We start from the raw sequence: 18,450 nt of genomic DNA, 5'->3' as shown, positions 1-18,450 counted from the left end.
TTATAACTGAAAAAACTTTGTATTTCACTGTTAAGTTTACGCCTTTGTATACTTGAAAAACAGTTAAATTGTAAAAATTCTTTGTATCACTTTGCGCTAAATTAAACATCTTTACAAATAACAGATATTCAAGAGAGAATTAAAATAAAATATAATTAACAAAAAAAATTATGGAACACGATATCAGACCATGGGGTGAATATTGGGTATTACAGGATGCAGATACTCATAAAGTGAAAAAAATTCAGGTGAATCCCGGAGGAAGACTTTCATTGCAGTATCATCATAAAAGAGGAGAAGTCTGGACAATTGTATCAGGTGTGGCAACGATTACGATCGATGATTCTATAAGAGATTACAGAACAGGAGAGGTTGCTGAAATTCCGCAGGGAGCACACCACAGAATTGAAAATAAGACTTCTGAGCCGGTAGTGTTCATAGAGGTACAGTATGGGACGTATTTCGGTGAAGATGATATCGTCAGAATAGAGGACGACTACAACAGAGCTTAATCGATCGTTTTTAAATGATCTTATTTTCGAATCAGAAAATAAGACCAAAAAAAATAAAAAATGAAAACTTCATTATCAATCTTTCTGATCGGCCTGAGTCTGCATTTTTATGCTCAGGGGAATAATTATGTTCAGGACTATACCAAATATCCTGATCTGGCGCCCACCCCGCCTATGGGTTGGAATTCATGGAATAAATTTTCGTGTAATGTTGATGAAAACCTGATCAGAGAAACAGCGGATGCAATGGTATCCTCAGGAATGAAAGAGGCAGGCTATACCTATATCAATATTGATGACTGCTGGCATGGATACCGGGATGAAAATGGTTTTATACACCCGGATCCTAAACGTTTTCCGTCCGGGATGAAGGCTCTGGCAGACTATATCCATTCTAAAGGATTAAAGATGGGGATTTATTCAGATGCAGGCTCTCAAACCTGTGGAGGAAGACCGGGAAGCAGGGGATACGAATTTCAGGATGCTAAAACATACGCAGATTGGGGGATTGATTATTTAAAATATGATTGGTGCAATACCGAAAGCCTGAAAGCGGAAGGTGCTTACAAGACCATGACTGCAGCCCTGAAAAAAGCAGGCCGCCCTGTTGTGCTCAGTATTTGTGAGTGGGGAGATAATCAGCCATGGAGCTGGGGGAAGAATATAGGACACCTCTGGAGAACAACCGGGGATATTTACAACTGTTTCGACTGTGTAAAAGATCATGGGAGCTGGAAGGCATTCGGAACGATGCAGATTCTTGATAAGCAGGAGGGGCTTCGAAAGTATGCAGGACCGGGACACTGGAACGATCCTGATATGCTTGAAATCGGAAATGGTGCCCTGACATCAAACGAGGACCGTGCACATTTTTCAATGTGGGCGATGCTGGCGGCTCCTCTTATCGCCGGAAACGATTTGAGAAACATGACTGAAGAAACTAAAAATGTCCTTACCAATAAAAATGTCATTGCCATCAATCAGGACAGATTGGGAGTTCAGGCTTTAAAATACAGAGACGAAGGCGAATTTGAAATCTGGTTTAAACCGCTGGAGAATGAAGACTGGGCTGTTGTATTCCTGAACAGGGATAAAACAGCTAAAAAAATATCTTTCGACTGGAAGAATAATACTTTTACAGATGAAGAAGTTTCAAAAAAAACATTTGATGCCGTTTCAATGAATTATAAGATTGTTGATCTCTGGAAACAAAAAGAATCCGGAACCACAAAAAAAACATTGGAAGCGGTTGTTCCGCCAAAAGATGTTTTGATGTTCAGACTGGTTAAAGCCAAATGAAGAATCAACAGTCTGAATACAGAAGAATAGAAAGATATTTTAGAATAATAGAGATCAGTAGTAAAACATGAAGAATATTTATACCATCATTTCTGTCAGTTTAATGTCACTTTTAAGTGCACAATATCAACTGTCTGATCAGAAAGCTACTCCTGAAACGGTCAATCTTTACAGTAATCTGGTGAAAGCTCAGCAAAAAGGTTATTTCGTTGGGCATCAGGATGATCTGGCTTATGGCGTTTACTGGAAATATCAGGAAGGAAGAAGTGATGTAAAAGACGTGGTAAAGGATTATCCGGCTGTTTACGGTTGGGAATTGGGAGATTTGGAGCTTGGTAAAGATAAAAATCTTGACGGTGTCCCGTTTGATAAAATGAAACAGTTCATAAAAGATGCCTACCAACGGGGCGGTATTATTACAGTAAGCTGGCATGCCAATAATCCGATAACCGGTAAAAATGCGTGGGATAACACAAATACTTCAATAAAAAGTATTTTGCCCAATGGTGAAAAACATAAAATATTTGTTGATTACTTAGACAGAATTGCAGCATTTTTACAGGATCTCAAAGGTGAGAAGGGTGAAGTAATTCCCATTATCTGGAGACCTTTTCACGAACACACAGGAACCTGGTTTTGGTGGGGGGTAAAATCCGCATCAGATGAAGAGTATAAAGAGCTTTTCAGGTTTTCGACAGATTATCTCAGAAAACAAAAGAACATTCATAACCTCATCCTTTGTTACAATACAAGTGTAGAATATGGAACACCGGAAGAATTTCTTACAAGATATCCCGGAGATAATTATGTTGATATACTTTCTTTTGATGCTTATCAACGGGGTTCTGCAGATCGAGGCAAACAGTTTGCTCAGCAGCTGGACACCCTACTTTCAGCAATGAATAAGGCGGCGGTTCAGCACCATAAAATTTCAGCGGTTGGAGAACTGGGATATAATCAGATTCCGGATTCGCAGTGGTTTACCCAAATTCTAAAACCTGTATTTGACAGACACCGTTTTTCTTATGTTTTATTTTGGAGAAATGCAGGCTTTAAACCCGGTAACAGTGAAGTGGAATATTATCTTCCGTTCAAAGGGCATCCCGCAGAAAAAGATTTTATAAAATTCTGTAAAGACAGGAAAAACTGGTTTGAGAAGGATGCCAAGAAAATGAAACTTTATCAATAATGTTTTTGTCAGTTTTATCCTTTCTAAAAAGGTGTTTTTTTTAAAAATCAACTGATTTTACACTGTTTAGTATAATTTTGCCGCAGCAAACTTTCAAATGGCATCTTATCAATCGGTCAGATCTGAAAAACAAAATCTACTATTATGAAATTTTCAAAAATAATTTTACTCTATACTGTTTTCATTTTTTCTTTCGGTTTTGCGCAAAATCCTGTCAAAGAAATGGGACCGTTACAAGTGATCGGAACTCAGCTGTCTGATCAGAAAGGAAAACCCGTTAGATTGGTAGGAACGAGCTTTGGCTGGAACAATTGGCATTCAAGATTCTACACAGAGGGTACTGTAAAATGGTTAAAAAACGATTGGCATGTAAATATCGTACGTGCAGCATTAGGTATTGACCCCGATGGAGCCTATCTCCAAAATCCTGAAAAAAATTACAAAAGCATAGAAACTGTTGTAGATGCCGCAATCAAAGAAGGCATTTACGTGATCATTGACTGGCACGCTCATAAAATTCATACTGATGAGGCTGAAAAATTCTTTGATAAGGTTTCAAGGAAATATGGAAAACATCCCAATGTGATCTACGAAATCTTCAACGAACCTGAAAAACAATCATGGGAAGAGGTCAAAGATTATGCTGAACACATCATTAAAACAATTCGTAAAAATGACCCTGATAATATCATTTTAGTAGGGTGCCCTGAATGGGACCAGAGGCTGGATCTGGTACAGAAGAATCCGATCAGAAATGTTTCTAATGTAATGTACACCATGCATTTCTATGCGGGTACGCACAAATCTGAACTGCGTGACAGAACCGATCATGCGATTGATGCTGGCATACCGGTATTTATTTCAGAATCTGCAGGAATGGAAGCAACAGGTGACGGAAAATTTGATTATCAGGAATGGCAGAAATATTTTGACTGGATGGAGAAGCGAAAATTAAGCTGGATTACCTGGTCGGTTTCAGACAAAAAAGAAACGTGCTCGATGCTTCTTCCATCAGCTTCATCTACAGGAAACTGGAAGATTTCAGATCTAAATGAATCAGGAGTTAAAACCAGAGAATATATAAGACAGTTTAACCAAAGAGGTGAATACATTCCCACATTTGTATGGAAAGGACGTGTAGAAAAAACCTCCAACACAACAGCCAAACTTTCTGGTCCCGGCTCATCGGTAGAGTTTCAGTTCAAAGAAAACTCTGTAAGTGTCAAGCTAAAAAATAATCCATTCCAAGGTTATTACAACTATTTTTCTGTAGAGCTCGACGGAAAATATACAGGACGATTTAAAGTGGATAATAATGATTTCAAAACGTTTACCTTTCATGTTTCGGATAAAACAAAATCGATCCATACGATAAAAATATTTAAAGCTACCGAAGCCGCAATGGGCGAACTCGTGGTTGATGTTTCAGGAATTGATGCACTTCCTTATCAATTAATTTCAAGAAAAAAAATAGAATTCATTGGTGATTCGATTACCTGTGGATTTGGAAATGATGAATCAGGACTTCCTTGCGGACAAGGACAGTGGTTTGACCAGCACAACGCCTATCTTGCTTACGGACCCGTGGTTTCCAGAATGTTGGGAACAGATTTTCTATTGAGTTCAGTTTCAGGATATGGGATGTACCGCAATTGGAATTCTGAACAGGCAGAAGAAAGCATTTTGCCGGAGGTTTATCCTTATTTATATTTAAGAAAAGACAATCCGGAAAAATTTGAAAATGATTATCAACCGGATCTGGTAAGTATCTGTCTTGGAACAAATGATTTGTCTGAAGGTGATGGTAAGAAAGCAAGATTGCCTTTCAATAAAAATAAATTTATTGGAAATTATATAGAATTTATTCAGAAAACCTATAAAAGATATCCGAATACCAGAATTGCACTACTCAATAGCCCGATGGTGGGAGGTGACAGAAACAGACTTTTATTAGAATGTCTGCAGGAAATAAAAGATTTTTTTAAAAACGATAAGCAGCACAAACCCATCGAAATTTTTGAGTTCCCGGAGATGAAACCTGAAGGTTGTGGCTATCATCCAAGTTCATCAGACGACAAAAAAATGGCAGACCTGCTTTTTCCTTTTTATAAAAATTTACTTAATCATTAAGACTGTAAAATGAGACCCACTTTTAATATTCTATTGTTGTTCATTACAGGATTTTCCTTTGCGAATATCCATTTACCGGCTATTTTTTCAAATGATATGGTACTGCAGCGCAACGCAGAAGTAACCATTTGGGGAAATGCTGACCCAAAAGAAGAAATCACACTGAAGGCAGATTTTCTGGATAAAGAATATAAAGTGAAAGCTTCAAGTGATGCCACCTTTAAAATTACTTTTAAAACACCAAAAGAAGGAGGTCCTTATACGGTTTCCCTGAAAGGTTACAACGAAGTGGTTTTCAAAAATGTGATGTTGGGAGAAGTCTGGCTGATGTCCGGGCAGTCCAATATGGAAATGAGTGCCGCATGGGGAATCAAAGACGGTGATGCTGAAATGCAGAAAGCAGACTATCCCAATATTCGTCTGTTTACCGTCAGAAAATCTTCTGCGGATTTTCCACAAAAAGAGGTCATCGGAAATTGGAATATCTGTACACCGGATACTGCTAAAAATTTCAGTGCAGTCGGCTACTTTTTCGCCCAAAAACTGCAGCAGGAATTAGGGGGGATTCCGGTTGGTATTATCTGCTCTGCGTGGGGTGGAAGTGCTGCAGAGATCTGGGTGCCCAAAAATATTTTTGAACAGGAACCTGATTTGTCAGAAAGTTTTAAAACCATACAGTCTTCAGAAAATGAATATTATCCCACCAGAATTGCTGCTGCATATAATGCGATGATTGCGCCTTTCAATGATTTTAAAATTGCAGGAGCTGCCTGGTACCAGGGCGAGACCAATACTGGAAATCCCGGCTCTTACGAAAAACTTCTGACCTCACTGATAAGTTCGTGGAGAAAAAACAGGGGATATGAATTTCCTTTTTATATTATCCAGCTGGCATCGTACAAAGGATGGGGTGACACAACAGCACAAATCAAAAATATCCAGAGAAAAGTTTCTCAAAATGTTCAGCATTCAGGTTTGGTTGTGATTTCGGATTACTCTATGACGGATGATATTCATCCTAAGGATAAAAAACCGGTTGGTCTCAGGCTTGCCAATCTTGTGCTGAAAGACGTTTATAAAAAAAATATTCCCGCCAGTTTTCCGATTTGGACATCGGTTGAATTTAAAGGGAATAAAGCTTTTTTAACATTGGAGTTTGCTGATGGGCTGCATTTTAAAAATAAGACTTCTGACCAGTTTGAAATTGCCGGAACTGATAAAAATTATGTAAAAGCAAAAGCGGAAATTAAAGGAAATCAAATCATTGTAGAAGCAAAGGACGTGAAAAATCCTGCTTTTGTACGATATAATTGGAGTAATAGCGCATTTCCGGACTTATTCAACCAGTCAGGATTACCTGCCTCTGTTTTTAACAGCGAAAAATAATATACAGACCGGAAGGTTTTTTAAATAAATACAATGAAAATAACCCAATTTTTCACCCTAACTATAATAAGTGTAATGACTGCTACGACGATCAATGCTCAGCAAAAGCTGAACCCCGAAATCGAAAAAAAAATTGATGCATTAATGTCTAAAATGACTTTGGAAGAAAAAGTAGGACAGATGAATCAGTATAATGGATTTTGGGACGTTACAGGTCCCGCTCCGGTTGGAGGAACTGCTGAGAAGAAATACGAAAACATAAAAAAAGGATTGGTCGGCTCAATGCTTACGGTACGCGGGGTGAAAGAAGTAAGGTCTTTACAGAAAATTGCCGTAGAACAGACCAGGCTTGGAATTCCTCTTATCATCGGATTTGATGTTATTCACGGATATAAAACCATAAGTCCGATCCCTTTGGCAGAAGCGGCAAGCTGGGATTTGAAGGCCATCGAAAAGTCAGCGGAAACTGCTGCCTCCGAGGCAGCCGCCTCAGGAATCAACTGGACTTTCGGACCGATGATGGATATTTCCAGAGATGCAAGATGGGGCAGGGTGATGGAAGGTGCAGGTGAAGATCCATATCTTGGCAGCAAGGTGGCTGTAGCCAGGGTAAAGGGTTTTCAGGGAGACAATACTTTCAGATCGCCTCTGAGAATCGCAGCAACTGCAAAACATTTTGCGGCCTATGGTTTTGTTGATGCAGCTCTGGAATATAATGCTTCAGAAATAGGTTTCAACACACTGTACAATCAGGTACTTCCACCTTTCAAATCTGCTGTGGATGCAGGATTGAGAAGTGTTATGACATCATTTAACACGATCAACGGGATCCCGGCTTCGGGAGATCAGTATCTTTTGAGGGATGTTCTGAAAAATAAATGGGGATTCTCAGGATTTGTAATTTCAGATTGGGCTTCTATCAGGGAAATGATTCCCTGGGGATTTTCAAAAAATGAAAATGCTGCAGCAAAATCTGCTGTAGAAGCAGGAACTGATATGGATATGGAAGGCGGAATTTATCTTCCTTATTTAATTGATCTGGTAAAACAGGGAAAAGTAAAACAGGATTATGTTGATGATGCAGTCCGCAGGATTTTGAGGGTAAAATATGAGTTGGGCCTATTTGATGATCCTTATCGTTTTCTTGATGAAAAGCGTGAAAAAGAAGTCATAGGTAGTCAAGCCAACAGAGATGCTGTTCTGGATATGGCGAAAAAATCTGTCGTTTTGCTGAAGAATGATAAAAACCTGTTACCACTGAAAAAATCAGGGCAAAAAATTGCATTGCTGGGATCTTTGGCGGAGAGCAAAAACTCTCCCTTAGGAAGCTGGAGAATTGCTGCGGATAATAATACTGCGGTTTCGGTTCTGGAAGGAATGAAGAATTATAAAGGTAATATCCTGAATTATGTAAAAGGTCTTGAACTGACAACGACAGAACCTGGTTTTCTCACAGAAGTTCTGTACAATACAACAGACAGAAGCGGCTTTGAAGGAGCCCGAAAAGCAGCTGAGGCAGCAGATGTTGTAATAATGGTTTTAGGAGAACATGGCTTCAGTTCCGGCGAAGCAAGAAGCAGGACCAATCTGGATCTGCCGGGGCTTCAGCAGGAATTTTTAGAAGAAATCTATAAAGTCAATCCTAATATCGTTTTGGTTCTCAATAATGGAAGACCTCTTACCATCCCATGGGCAGCTGAACATATTCCGGCAATTGTAGAAGCATGGCATTTGGGAACAGAGACAGGAAATGCTGTTGCACAGGTTCTTTACGGGGATTACAATCCAAGCGGAAAATTACCGATGACGTTTCCCAGAAATGTAGGTCAGGTACCTATTTCTTATAACCATTACAGTACCGGGAGATTTACAGATAAAGATAACAATGTATTCTGGAGTCATTATTCAGATGTAGAAAAAACACCTCTCTATCCTTTCGGACATGGCCTGAGTTATACTTCTTTTGCATATTCTGATCTTAAAATTAATAAGAAATCTTTTTCTAAAGGAGAGAAAGTACTGGTAAGTGTAAACCTTAAAAATACAGGCAGCCTTGTTGGTAAAGAAGTTGTACAGCTGTATATCCACGATGAATTTTCATCTGTTGTCAAACCGGTAAAAGAACTTAAAGGTTTTGAACTTGTAGAATTGAAACCGGGAGAAAGCAGAACGATAAGCTTTACACTTAGTGATGCCGAACTGGGATTTTATAATCATCGTCACGAATTTGTAGTGGAACCCGGAACTTTTAAAGTAATGGCCGGTGGAAGTTCTGATACAAAATTATCTCAAAATTTTGAAATAACAGACTGATTGTAACCCGAAGTCATTTTCAAATAAAAAAAGACATTCATAGAAAGTTTAATACTCTTGGAGACTTTCTATGAATGTTTACTGCTTTAAATAATCCCATTTTCTTTATGGGAGTGAGTATAGTTATTTACCGGATTTCAGAATTTTAATCTGCTCTTCTGCATTCTTATTCTTCGGATTTAATTGAAAAGATTTTTCATAGTTTTTAACAGCCAGCGCTTTATCTCCAAGTTCGGCATAAGTTTCTCCCAGACTGTCAAAAGCATTAGCGCTTGAAGGGTAAAGTGATGCATTTAATTTGAATAATTCCAATGCATCTTTCACTTTTTTCTGGGAAATCAGTTTGTAACCCCAGGTATTGACTTCATTTTCGGTCAGCTTAAAATCCTTACTTTTTGAACTCAGCTTTTTTACTGCTCCGATGGTATTTTGATATCCGTTTTTATCTAAAACCATCTTTAATGATTTCGCTGAAGCTGACATTCCGAAACCATTGGCTTCCTTCATATCAGGGATAAACAGTCCCGCCAGTTCATCAATGAACACATCAGGAGATCCGCCTGATAAATTGGTTAATACGATGATGGAAAGATCATCTTGCGGATAAATAAACAAAGCGGAGCGCCCACCGCCTACAGGTGCCACTGCGGGATGTTCTGCTCTGTCGATCACAGGCCAGCCGGCAGCATAACCATTAAGAAGTCCGCTGAATCCACCTGTTTTTCCGTTATTCAGGACGTCAGGCTTCCAAAGTGCATCTAAGCTGGATTTTTGCTTCAGCAATTCCATATTCTGCAAGGCGATGACCCATTTTGCGAGTTCGTTTACGGTAGAGCTCATTCCTGCAGCAGTTTGTAATGGGGAAGGAAGTGAGAAAAACATATTGTTGAGTTTGCCTTTCGAAAACTGATAACTGTCCGCCGCATTGGGTACCAGTTCTTTTGTTGCTCCAAAACCTGAACGGATTGTCTTACTCATCCCCACCTTCTGCAACTGCTCTTTGGTGATGAATTCCTGAAAGGACATTCCACTCAGCTTATTGATGATCAGGCCGAGCAGGTAGTAATTGGTTTGATTGTATCTGAATTCTTCACCAGGTTTGAAATCATGAGGCATTGCTGTGACCTTTTTCCAGGCCAGGTCAAAATTATCTGCAATCATAACGGATTCTTCTTCATCTACAAGATCAGGAATTCCGGATGTATGGGACAGAAGCTGCTGAACTTTTACCTTGTTCCAGGTTTCAGGGATATCAGTCAGGTAATCTGAAATCGGTGCATCCAGCTGTAATTTTCCTGCTTCCACAAGTTGAAGTATGGCAACACCGACAAAAGCTTTCGTAATAGAATTGATGGTAAATACAGATCTATTACTCACTGCAACAGAATCCTGAATGTTGGCCAATCCGTAGTAGCCTGTTTTGATGATTTTACCATGCCTCACAATTGCTAATTCCAGTCCCGGAATTTTACGTTTCTGCATTTGATTTTGGATGAACAGATCAATATTGTCTGTCTGAGAGAAAACGGAGAGGGTACAGAAAAACAGTAAAATTATTGTGAACGGTTTTTTAAGGAGATGGATCATTTAAGTTGAGTTTGATTGACTGGTTATTGGTTAAAATTAAAAAAGGTCAAAGATAGGAATGATAATCGTTTACAGTGAATGATTAAATTTATTTTAAGGCTGATGAAGGACTTTCACTATATTGCTGATTCAATTTCTGTTTATTTTTAAGATTTTCTACCGCTAATTTCGCAATATCCTTTACCAGCTGGGTAGGAGAGTTGCAGTCACAGTTGCTAAAACCTAAAATGTAGAGATCCTCGCCGGGCACATAGACTGCCATCGATTTAAATCCAAAAATGCTGCCTCCGTGTTCACGGGTTGGAATTCCACTGATGCTTTTCAGATGCCAGCCAAAACCGTACTCTATTTCCTGTCCGTTATTCAGCTGATACTTGGTGAAAGCCTTTAATCTGTTTTCTGAACTTATAAGTAAATCATTAGTAAGTGCATTCTGCCACAGCAGCATATCATCGAGCGTGGACATTAATGAGCCTGAGGAAAAGGGGACGCTGAAATTAATAACAGTTCTGTTGACATATCCGTAGCTTTTCTTATGATAGCCAGATGCTCTTCCCGGGATTATTTTTCTGTCACTGGCATAGTAAGAGTGGGCCATTCCGACCTTATCAAAAATATTTTTTTTAATAAATTCTTCATAGGTTCCGTCTGAGGTCAGTTCAATAATATATCCCAAAACAATATAACCTGAATTGTTATAGTCAAATTTTTCTCCCGGTGCGAAATCAACCGGCTCATTTTTGAAAAAATCGACCATCTGTTCCGGTGTCATTTCCTTTTGTGCAATATCTGAAAGGTTTTTCATTTTTGTAAAATCCCTGATTCCTGAGCTGTGGGTCAGAAGATGCTGAATTGTGATATGACTGCCATTGGGATAGGCAGGAATATATTTTGAAACTGCATCACTCACTTTTAATTTTCCCTGCTCTTCCAGCAGGAGGATAGCTACAGCAGTAAACTGTTTCGTCATAGAGCCAATCTGAAAAACACTATTCGTATTCAGTTTTACATTCAGTTCAAGATTTGCCATTCCAAAGGCCTTTTTATAAACAGCCTTTCCTTTATGCGAGACAAGAAAAGCTCCTCCCGGCCCGTTTGGTTCCCTGAATTCAGACTGAATCAGGCTGTCAGTTTTCCTGTCGAAATTTTGTGCATACGAGGAGATCGAAAGCATCATCATCAAGTACAGTAAGCTTAATTTTTGCATCTTGGTATATATTTTATACAAAGATATATTTATTTTTAAATACTATGCAATACAAAGTACTTAAATTAATTATAGTGTTCTGGAATTCACAGCTGAAAAGTTGCTGTTGTTCTCCATGTACTAAAATCTACCTGTTCGATCAGTGAAATTTTATCAAAACAGATAGATGCCGGAAATACAACTTCTTTTATTTCTTTGAAAATCTCATCTGTACAGATGGAATTTCGGGGGTGTAATAAAGTGATATGAGGCTGAGGAAATTGTCGTTTAACATTGAGATCTTTCAAAACAAGATCTCGTAAATGATCATACTGCAGATTGTTGTTAACTGCAGGGATCATCACTCCGTTACCATTGGAAAATCGAAGGATTTTTTTAAAATTGATAATAATCGGTTTTGCCTTAAGTGATTTCAGATTGTTTTTGACTTCACTGAGATTTTCAATTTCATCTTCACGACAAAGCGTCACATGAGATCTGATCAGATTAAACTGAACAGGGTTATATTTTTTTCTGATTTCCTCAATTTTCTTAGCGTACCGATCATCAATGAACAGGGTTAACTGTCTTCTTACATTTTCACTCATATTAAATTTCAGTTTCTAATTGACAGCATTTTTAGTGACGTCAAGTTTGGGTTTTATTCTGAAGCGTGGCCAAATGTTATCAAATTATGATCAGGATCAAGAACTGAGAATTCTGTCTGTCCCCAACTTTTTTTATTCAGATTTCCTGCAGGATGAATCTTGATGTTGTTCTCAATACAGTATTGGTAGAGCATTTCGATGTCAGAGCTTCGGATGTAGATCTGACCGTAATTTTCGCCGGGTATCAGATCTCTGAATTCAAAAAAATGAATTTCCAGGCCATTCATCTTTACCATAAGATAGCCATCATAATCATTTTCAGATGTTTCAAATCCTAACCGGACATAAAAATTGCTGGTGATCTCTTTGTTGCGCATCGGCAGTTTTGGGATGATTGCTGTGATCATATTTTTTTTATTCAAAAATGATAATAATCTTGCAATAATACACTTGATCGAAGTCAAAAAGAGATACGGCTCCTGATCCTGCTCAAAGTTTCAGGTCTGATCTTTAGATAAGAGGCAATCATTGTGAGAGGAAATATTTGTAAAAGCTGTGGTTTTGTAGTAAGCAGATGATGGTATTTTTCGGCCGGAGTCAGATTTTGGTCATAGAAAATCAGTTTAGAACTGGTGATGAGCAGTTTGTTGAACTGAAGGAATCTTTGGGAAACCGAAATAAGCTCATGCATTTTTTCTAAAGTGATCTCCAGTACTTCAGAATGTTCAAAAGCCTTTATGGTTACCTTTGCGGGTATTTGACCGGCCAGGCTTTCAGCATTGAAAACCCAGTCGTTTTCTGTGTAAAGATCAGTAATGATTTCTTTCTCATTATCTTCATCCTTGTAAAATTGATAAAAAGCCCCTTTTTCGATAAAAAACAGGGATCCGGAGACATCTCCTTCTTTGCTTAGTATCTGATTTTTATCCAGATATTTTTTGCAGATATTATTTTTGAATAACTGTATTTCGGCATTAGAGAAAATTCCAATCTGTTCAAGCATGATCACAATATACTTTTTTACATTGAGTAAATTTTATAAAAGAATCAAAATTACAAACAAAAAGGGAGAGATGAAAAATAGTCAGATTTCATTTTTGAAATATTATTCTCAAACTGATAAAGCCTTCCCACATTGGGAAGGCCGTAAGTTATTCAGATTCAAACAGAATTTTGATTTTTTTCCGTACAGATTCATCAGGACTTATTGCATAGAATTCTCTGAGCAGGTCTGATGAAGATGGTTTTTTAGGATACTGATTATTTAAAAGAAAATTCCTGAGTGCTTTATTGACCTTTTCCTCACCGACGATATCACTTAGTCTGACCATCGCAACTGCACCTTTGGAATAGGAAATATGAGTATTTTCAGCTTTAACTTTGCAGAGTGGCTGATTTTGTGAAAGCCCTTTTTCACTGTCATAAATCTGCTGGTGCATCTGTATTTTATCCATCATTTTTTTTCTGCCGTGCATTTTTTTGTAAAGCATCATTTCGGTATACATGGCTAAGGTTTCTGTGAGCATCACTGCACCTTCCCTGTCATCAGGATCTATATTGCTGTTTCCCCACCAGAGATGAGACAGTTCATGCCCTGCAAGTTCATTGATTACATCCTGTTGCTTATCTGCGTGGATATTAGCATGGAAAAGCAGGTCTTCCGTCATGAAAACCGCAGAAGGATAAGCAGTTGCTGCAAAACCTTGCGTAAATGATGAAACTTCTGCAAAGTTTACCGTTTTGTATGGGTACTTATCAAAATTACGGGTACAGTAATCCAAAGTTCGTTTTACGTTTTCAATCAGATGTTCTACATTTTCTGAATGCTTTTCATGATAGAGAACGTTGATCGTTATTCCCTTGTAAACAATACTTTTTACCAGATACTTTGCTGAAGAAACGGCAAACCGAAACGGAATATTACCAGCTTTATACCGAAAATAATTCCTGTTGTTTTTACTGTAACTGTCAATTAAATCTCCGGTTCCCACAGCACTCTGTTCTTTTTCTGTGGAAACAGTCATGTCAAGATTAATAAAATCTTTTCTAAATACTTCAGGAGCGTCTGATCTTTTCAGTTCCGGCTGTTTCCGCAACTTGAATTCTGACCGTTTCTTTTTATCGTCAATCTCGTTGTTATTCTGATAACCTAATGCAGGAAAGTACCTGCTAATTCTCATAAAAGATCCGTTTGCAATGATGGCGTTAAAAGGGTCGTGACCATTCACAGCAAACCAATGATAGGAAATTTTAAAATCAAGATTTGCTTTTTCTCCAGGTTTTAAAGGATGTTTTAAATAAATTTCACTGATATGCTGATCAATTTTTTTTGATTCGGAAGCTGTCCTGAAAACAGCAGATTCTACCTTAAGGTCATGATGAAAATTAATAAGAATTTTTTGAACAGGTTTTTCGGTCTGATTGATTAACTGATAGGTTCCGTTAACCGTATATGAATTTTCTGATGGATAAAGGTGAATCTGCGTCACCACATCCGTAACGATTGGCTGCGGAAGCTGTTCATACTTTTTGAATTTCTGTTCGTATCTGACGGATTGTAAAATTTTATCATCTTCGTTTTCAGGGATATAATCTTTCATAAAAAGATGTCCGGCAAAACTTCCTGCAACCAGCAAAATAAAGGGTATGATGATTTTTTTGCTGCTCTGCTTTTTGGTTTTGGTCCATTCATTGACCAGCCATAGAAATGAGAGTAAGCCCACTCCAAATAAAAGTTTTTCCGCAAAAGACTGCACATAAATTCCATATCCGTTAAAATCACTGTAAGTACCTCTGTAATCTGAAAAAATTCTTAATAATGGATAAACGATGATTTTTTTTGAGACCGGCGTTGTCAAAGTATAAGCGATTAGTACAGACACTCCAAGAGCAGCAAATCTGTTTTTGATATTGTCATTAACCAATAAGATGAAAGCTGCGAAAATGATCAGCGGAAAAGTATTAAAAAGAATAACTCCTGCATAGGCATTCCAGTCAATATGAAAATAGCCGTATACCAGCTGGAATGTTACACCCTCCATAATCAACAGAGAACTGAGAAAGAATAACAGGATATTGGCAGAAAGAAAATGACCGGTCAGTTTACTTGTAAAGAAGTAGTTGCTTTTTTCAATGAGTGAAAATCCTGAAGAATGACTTCTCCAGTAGAGATCATTGATAAAATAAACCATGATCAGTATACCGAAAAAGTAGAAATTTTCAAGGATAGCGACAGACATCAATCCCGAGCTTGCATAGTTCTGAGGCAGGCGGATTCCTTTTTCAATTTCTGCATACATTTCCATTCCTATAAAAAATAACAGCAGGATAGAAGCAGCTATAATAATAATGCTTTTAAACAGATAAATAAGGTCGATTTTTGCGAATGATAATACAGATTCGATCTCTGCTTTAAAGTCAAATAAAGATGTTGTTGCCGTAAAACCTTCTGAAATATTTTTATAGGGCATGGCTGACGGAGCCGTATTGCTTCTGATCCTGTTTCTGTTTTTATTTACGGCAATTGGTGAGAAAGAAAAAAATCTGTAGGAAAAAAGTAAAAACAATATGGCAGCAACTGAAAAGATCATTCTGTTGATCAGAAAATATCCTGAAAATGGCACTGGGAACTCATTTTTTTGACTTACTGATAAGTTCTTGGCTTCAAAAAAATAAGCTGAAATTCCAAATGGGTCAGTTAAGGCTGATAATTGCTGAGCTTCCTGTGACTGTGGTAAACTTCCTGACATGAACGGAGAATTGGAGAATATGAGAATGATCATATAGACAACATAAAGAAACAGTCCACCGATAACGACAGGAAGCTTTTTCTTTGTGCTGAATGAAACAAAAAATAAAAAGCTGCATATCAAAAAAGAATTGGTGCCGCCAAAAACCAGGAGCGGGTACAGGTAATGAAAAAAATTAAAAGAGGGCTGCATTTCACTTCCTGCACGAAAATTCTGTCCGATCACAAAACCTGTTATCAAAAAGATGAAACTTAAAAAAGTCTGAAGAAAAAAAGCTAGAAACCTGCCCTGCAGATAAATTCTTTTCGAAATAGGATATGAAAAAATAAGGACGTCAAATCTTGAATCCCAATCTCTGAAAAGGATCTGACCTGCGTAAATGATCGCAAGAAAGATGATAATCAGGCTCAGGATCCCTGTCATGAAGCCAATAGTGTAAGGTGAATTTAAGTAAATTCCTTCCCCGACCGTGAGGTTAAACTGATTGCCGCAGAAAACGCCTGCAAGGATCAAAACTGAGGTAATAAGATAGATGGGCCAGCGACTGATACTGCGTCTGACCTCAAATAAAAGTAAAGCGTTCATCGTAATTATTTTTGGGAAAGTGTATGGAAGTAAACGTGCTCCAGTGTCGGGGTGACTGCTGAGAAATCTTCAGGCTGATGTTCTGAAAATGCAGTGATATAAAGTATTCTTTCAATCAGTTGCTGACTGATTATCCGGTAACGGGACTGATACTCTTCCAATTGAATCACATCAATAGGCTTTGACCATATTTTATGGTCAAGCTCAGCAATCAGTTGGTTTGGATTGCCCTGTCTGAATAGTTGTCCCTGACTTATAATCGCCACTTTTGAACAGAGGTTACGGACATCTTCAACCAGATGTGTTGACAGAATGACGATCACCTCGCTGCTGATATCATTAAGCAAAGAATTGAAGCGGTTTCGTTCTTCAGGATCTAAACCGGCGGTAGGCTCATCTACAATAATGATTTTAGGATTTCCCAGTAAAGCCTGAGCGACACCAAACCGCTGTCGCATCCCTCCGGAAAAGGTGTGTACTTCCTTATTTTTAAAATCAGAAAGATTCACTTTTTCCAGTAAGTTTAAAATCTGTTTTTTCCGGTCAATCCTGTCTTTAATACCTTTCAAAATAGCGATGTGCTGTAAAAGATCGTAGGCAGAAACCTTAGGATACACGCCAAAATCCTGAGGAAGATATCCCAGATTTTGTTTCATGTAATCCGGATTTTGTGAAACATCGGTTCCATTGAAGGTGACATTGCCGGAATTGGGTTTCTGTAGACCCACAATGGTTTTCATCAATGATGATTTTCCGGCTCCATTGGGTCCTAACAGGCCAAACATTCCGTTCCCGATTTCCATCGAAATGTTTTTGATCGCCTGAAATCCATTGTTGTAAGTAAGGTTGAGGTTGTTGATAAAGAGAGTATTCATATTGTTGAATTTAGGTCATAGGAATCCATGGCAACGTTTCCATTGCTTTTGAGGATGTAGAGAAACAGTATGGGAAGCTTTAATGTAAAACCAAATCAAAAAAGCTCTTTGAGATATTGATTATTGAGCTTTGTACTCTAAAATATCTCCCGGCTGGCATTCCAGAATTTGACAGATCATTTCAAGGGTGTCAAATCTTACACCTTTAGCCTTTCCGGTTTTAAGAATCGAAAGATTGACAGGGGAAATTCCCAGTTTCTCTGCCAATTCTTTACTCTGCATTTTTCGCTTGGCAAGCATGATATCTAAGTTGACGATAATTGGCATTTTATATAAATAAGTCTTGTTCGTTTTGCAAATGTAGCCCCTGTTTAAAAATATTGGCAAGGAAAAAACAGAAAATTCCTAGCATGAAGTGGATGAACACCAATCCCCAGATTATACTTTCCACTTCTACAAAAAAGGTTGCTGTAAGGGCAAGTGGCAAAGGAAAGAAAATATTATAAATGTAAAATGCTTTAAGTTGTGCAATGTTTTTTGCAGTAAATAATTTTGACTGAAAAAAAACTCTGAACACTTTTGCCGACAGCCCGAAAAACAGCCCGTATGTCAGTAAAACCAATAAAAATGAAAAGATGATATACGGATAATTGTTTTCAATAATAAGAAATATTTTTTCTGTAAGAGGATAATGAATATGCAGGTACAAATTCTCTTTGTACGGCGAAATGGCAAAACCGGTTATCAGACAAAATGCCGAATAAAAAAAGGTAATGAGATAGCCTGCCGATAATAAGATACATAAATAATAGAGAACTTTTGAAATGCTTTTGCTCTGATTCATAAGTTTTGTAATTAATTGTTAATGCAAATATATAATTAATTATCGTAAAACATTAATTAATTAATTAATTAATTATAATTTTGTTTTAATTTTGATTGGTGAAACCTGCATTTTTATTGACTAATTAAAAACCAGAGGTTATCAATAAACCCCATTAAAATCAATCAGTGGAGATCAGTGCAGGCTA

At 37.8% G+C, this 18,450-nt stretch carries 15 protein-coding genes; 6 read left to right on the top strand and 9 right to left on the bottom strand.

The genetic code is table 11. The features are described 5' to 3' along the window. The first annotated feature begins 170 nt into the window (after nt 1–170). The 6 genes from AC2A07_RS11930 (at nt 171) to bglX (ending at nt 8,829) form a co-directional block, all read left to right on the top strand. Nucleotides 171–512: a phosphomannose isomerase type II C-terminal cupin domain gene (locus tag AC2A07_RS11930; protein ID WP_484050595.1), complete on the top strand. Its 342-nt coding sequence runs from the start codon at nt 171–173 to the stop codon at nt 510–512. Between the two features lie 60 nt (nt 513–572). Next, nucleotides 573–1,811: a glycoside hydrolase family 27 protein gene (locus AC2A07_RS11925; protein ID WP_484050594.1), complete on the top strand. Its 1,239-nt coding sequence runs from the start codon at nt 573–575 to the stop codon at nt 1,809–1,811. Nucleotides 1,812–1,878: 67 nt separating this feature from the next. Next, the gene (locus AC2A07_RS11920) at nt 1,879–3,000 is read left to right on the top strand and encodes a glycoside hydrolase family 26 protein (RefSeq protein ID WP_484050593.1); all 1,122 of its coding nucleotides are present in this window, start codon (nt 1,879–1,881) and stop codon (nt 2,998–3,000) included. Between the two features lie 144 nt (nt 3,001–3,144). Continuing rightward, nucleotides 3,145–5,130: a cellulase family glycosylhydrolase gene (locus tag AC2A07_RS11915; RefSeq protein ID WP_484050592.1), complete on the top strand. Its 1,986-nt coding sequence runs from the start codon at nt 3,145–3,147 to the stop codon at nt 5,128–5,130. Nucleotides 5,131–5,139: 9 nt separating this feature from the next. Further along, nucleotides 5,140–6,516, top strand: a complete 1,377-nt coding sequence (locus AC2A07_RS11910; protein ID WP_484050591.1) for a sialate O-acetylesterase — start codon at nt 5,140–5,142, stop codon at nt 6,514–6,516. Between the two features lie 33 nt (nt 6,517–6,549). Continuing rightward, a complete protein-coding gene (bglX, locus tag AC2A07_RS11905; RefSeq protein WP_484050590.1) occupies nt 6,550–8,829 on the top strand; it encodes a beta-glucosidase BglX in 2,280 nt (759 codons plus the stop codon). A 123-nt stretch (nt 8,830–8,952) separates the two neighbouring features. Here the strand turns inward: bglX and AC2A07_RS11900 are convergent, their stop codons facing one another. From AC2A07_RS11900 to AC2A07_RS11860, 9 genes are all read right to left on the bottom strand, one after another. Continuing rightward, entirely contained in the window at nt 8,953–10,416 is a 1,464-nt protein-coding gene (locus tag AC2A07_RS11900; RefSeq protein ID WP_484050589.1) for a serine hydrolase, read from the bottom strand. Nucleotides 10,417–10,504: 88 nt separating this feature from the next. Further along, the gene (locus tag AC2A07_RS11895) at nt 10,505–11,623 is read right to left on the bottom strand and encodes a serine hydrolase domain-containing protein (protein ID WP_484050588.1); all 1,119 of its coding nucleotides are present in this window, start codon (nt 11,621–11,623) and stop codon (nt 10,505–10,507) included. 86 nt (nt 11,624–11,709) lie between these two features. After that, nucleotides 11,710–12,210: a 2'-5' RNA ligase family protein gene (locus AC2A07_RS11890; protein ID WP_484050587.1), complete on the bottom strand. Its 501-nt coding sequence runs from the start codon at nt 12,208–12,210 to the stop codon at nt 11,710–11,712. Nucleotides 12,211–12,263: 53 nt separating this feature from the next. Further along, nucleotides 12,264–12,617, bottom strand: a complete 354-nt coding sequence (locus AC2A07_RS11885; protein ID WP_484050586.1) for a bleomycin resistance protein — start codon at nt 12,615–12,617, stop codon at nt 12,264–12,266. 53 nt (nt 12,618–12,670) lie between these two features. Beyond that, nucleotides 12,671–13,213 carry a Crp/Fnr family transcriptional regulator gene (locus tag AC2A07_RS11880; protein WP_484050585.1) on the bottom strand — a complete coding sequence of 181 codons (543 nt, stop codon included), beginning with the start codon at nt 13,211–13,213 and terminating at the stop codon, nt 12,671–12,673. 148 nt (nt 13,214–13,361) lie between these two features. Continuing rightward, nucleotides 13,362–16,544: an ABC transporter permease/M1 family aminopeptidase gene (locus tag AC2A07_RS11875; protein WP_484050584.1), complete on the bottom strand. Its 3,183-nt coding sequence runs from the start codon at nt 16,542–16,544 to the stop codon at nt 13,362–13,364. A 5-nt stretch (nt 16,545–16,549) separates the two neighbouring features. Next, a complete protein-coding gene (locus AC2A07_RS11870) occupies nt 16,550–17,419 on the bottom strand; it encodes an ABC transporter ATP-binding protein (RefSeq protein ID WP_484050583.1) in 870 nt (289 codons plus the stop codon). A gap of 120 nt (nt 17,420–17,539) precedes the next feature. After that, complete coding sequence (locus AC2A07_RS11865; RefSeq protein WP_314495869.1) at nt 17,540–17,746, bottom strand: helix-turn-helix domain-containing protein; 207 nt, start codon at nt 17,744–17,746, stop codon at nt 17,540–17,542. A 1-nt stretch (nt 17,747) separates the two neighbouring features. Beyond that, nucleotides 17,748–18,263, bottom strand: coding sequence for a DUF2975 domain-containing protein (locus tag AC2A07_RS11860; protein ID WP_484050582.1), 516 nt, complete (start codon nt 18,261–18,263; stop codon nt 17,748–17,750). Nucleotides 18,264–18,450: the final 187 nt, after the last annotated feature.

This window comes from Chryseobacterium sp. HNCC26DJ238 (assembly GCF_057180465.1).
This window is presented reverse-complemented; position numbering and strand designations above follow the sequence as displayed.

Bases quoted from the DNA above. Each gene is read 5' to 3' on its own strand.
- AC2A07_RS11910 (WP_484050591.1), top strand. From the start codon at position 5,140: ATGAGACCCACTTTTAATATTCTATTGTTGTTCATTACAGGATTTTCC.
- AC2A07_RS11875 (WP_484050584.1), bottom strand. From the start codon at position 16,544: ATGAACGCTTTACTTTTATTTGAGGTCAGACGCAGTATCAGTCGCTGG.
- bglX (WP_484050590.1), top strand. From the start codon at position 6,550: ATGAAAATAACCCAATTTTTCACCCTAACTATAATAAGTGTAATGACT.
- AC2A07_RS11865 (WP_314495869.1), bottom strand. From the start codon at position 17,746: ATGCCAATTATCGTCAACTTAGATATCATGCTTGCCAAGCGAAAAATG.
- AC2A07_RS11915 (WP_484050592.1), top strand. From the start codon at position 3,145: ATGAAATTTTCAAAAATAATTTTACTCTATACTGTTTTCATTTTTTCT.
- AC2A07_RS11920 (WP_484050593.1), top strand. From the start codon at position 1,879: ATGAAGAATATTTATACCATCATTTCTGTCAGTTTAATGTCACTTTTA.
- AC2A07_RS11890 (WP_484050587.1), bottom strand. From the start codon at position 12,210: ATGAGTGAAAATGTAAGAAGACAGTTAACCCTGTTCATTGATGATCGG.
- AC2A07_RS11860 (WP_484050582.1), bottom strand. From the start codon at position 18,263: ATGAATCAGAGCAAAAGCATTTCAAAAGTTCTCTATTATTTATGTATC.
- AC2A07_RS11900 (WP_484050589.1), bottom strand. From the start codon at position 10,416: ATGATCCATCTCCTTAAAAAACCGTTCACAATAATTTTACTGTTTTTC.
- AC2A07_RS11930 (WP_484050595.1), top strand. From the start codon at position 171: ATGGAACACGATATCAGACCATGGGGTGAATATTGGGTATTACAGGAT.
- AC2A07_RS11880 (WP_484050585.1), bottom strand. From the start codon at position 13,213: ATGCTTGAACAGATTGGAATTTTCTCTAATGCCGAAATACAGTTATTC.
- AC2A07_RS11895 (WP_484050588.1), bottom strand. From the start codon at position 11,623: ATGCAAAAATTAAGCTTACTGTACTTGATGATGATGCTTTCGATCTCC.
- AC2A07_RS11870 (WP_484050583.1), bottom strand. From the start codon at position 17,419: ATGAATACTCTCTTTATCAACAACCTCAACCTTACTTACAACAATGGA.
- AC2A07_RS11925 (WP_484050594.1), top strand. From the start codon at position 573: ATGAAAACTTCATTATCAATCTTTCTGATCGGCCTGAGTCTGCATTTT.
- AC2A07_RS11885 (WP_484050586.1), bottom strand. From the start codon at position 12,617: ATGATCACAGCAATCATCCCAAAACTGCCGATGCGCAACAAAGAGATC.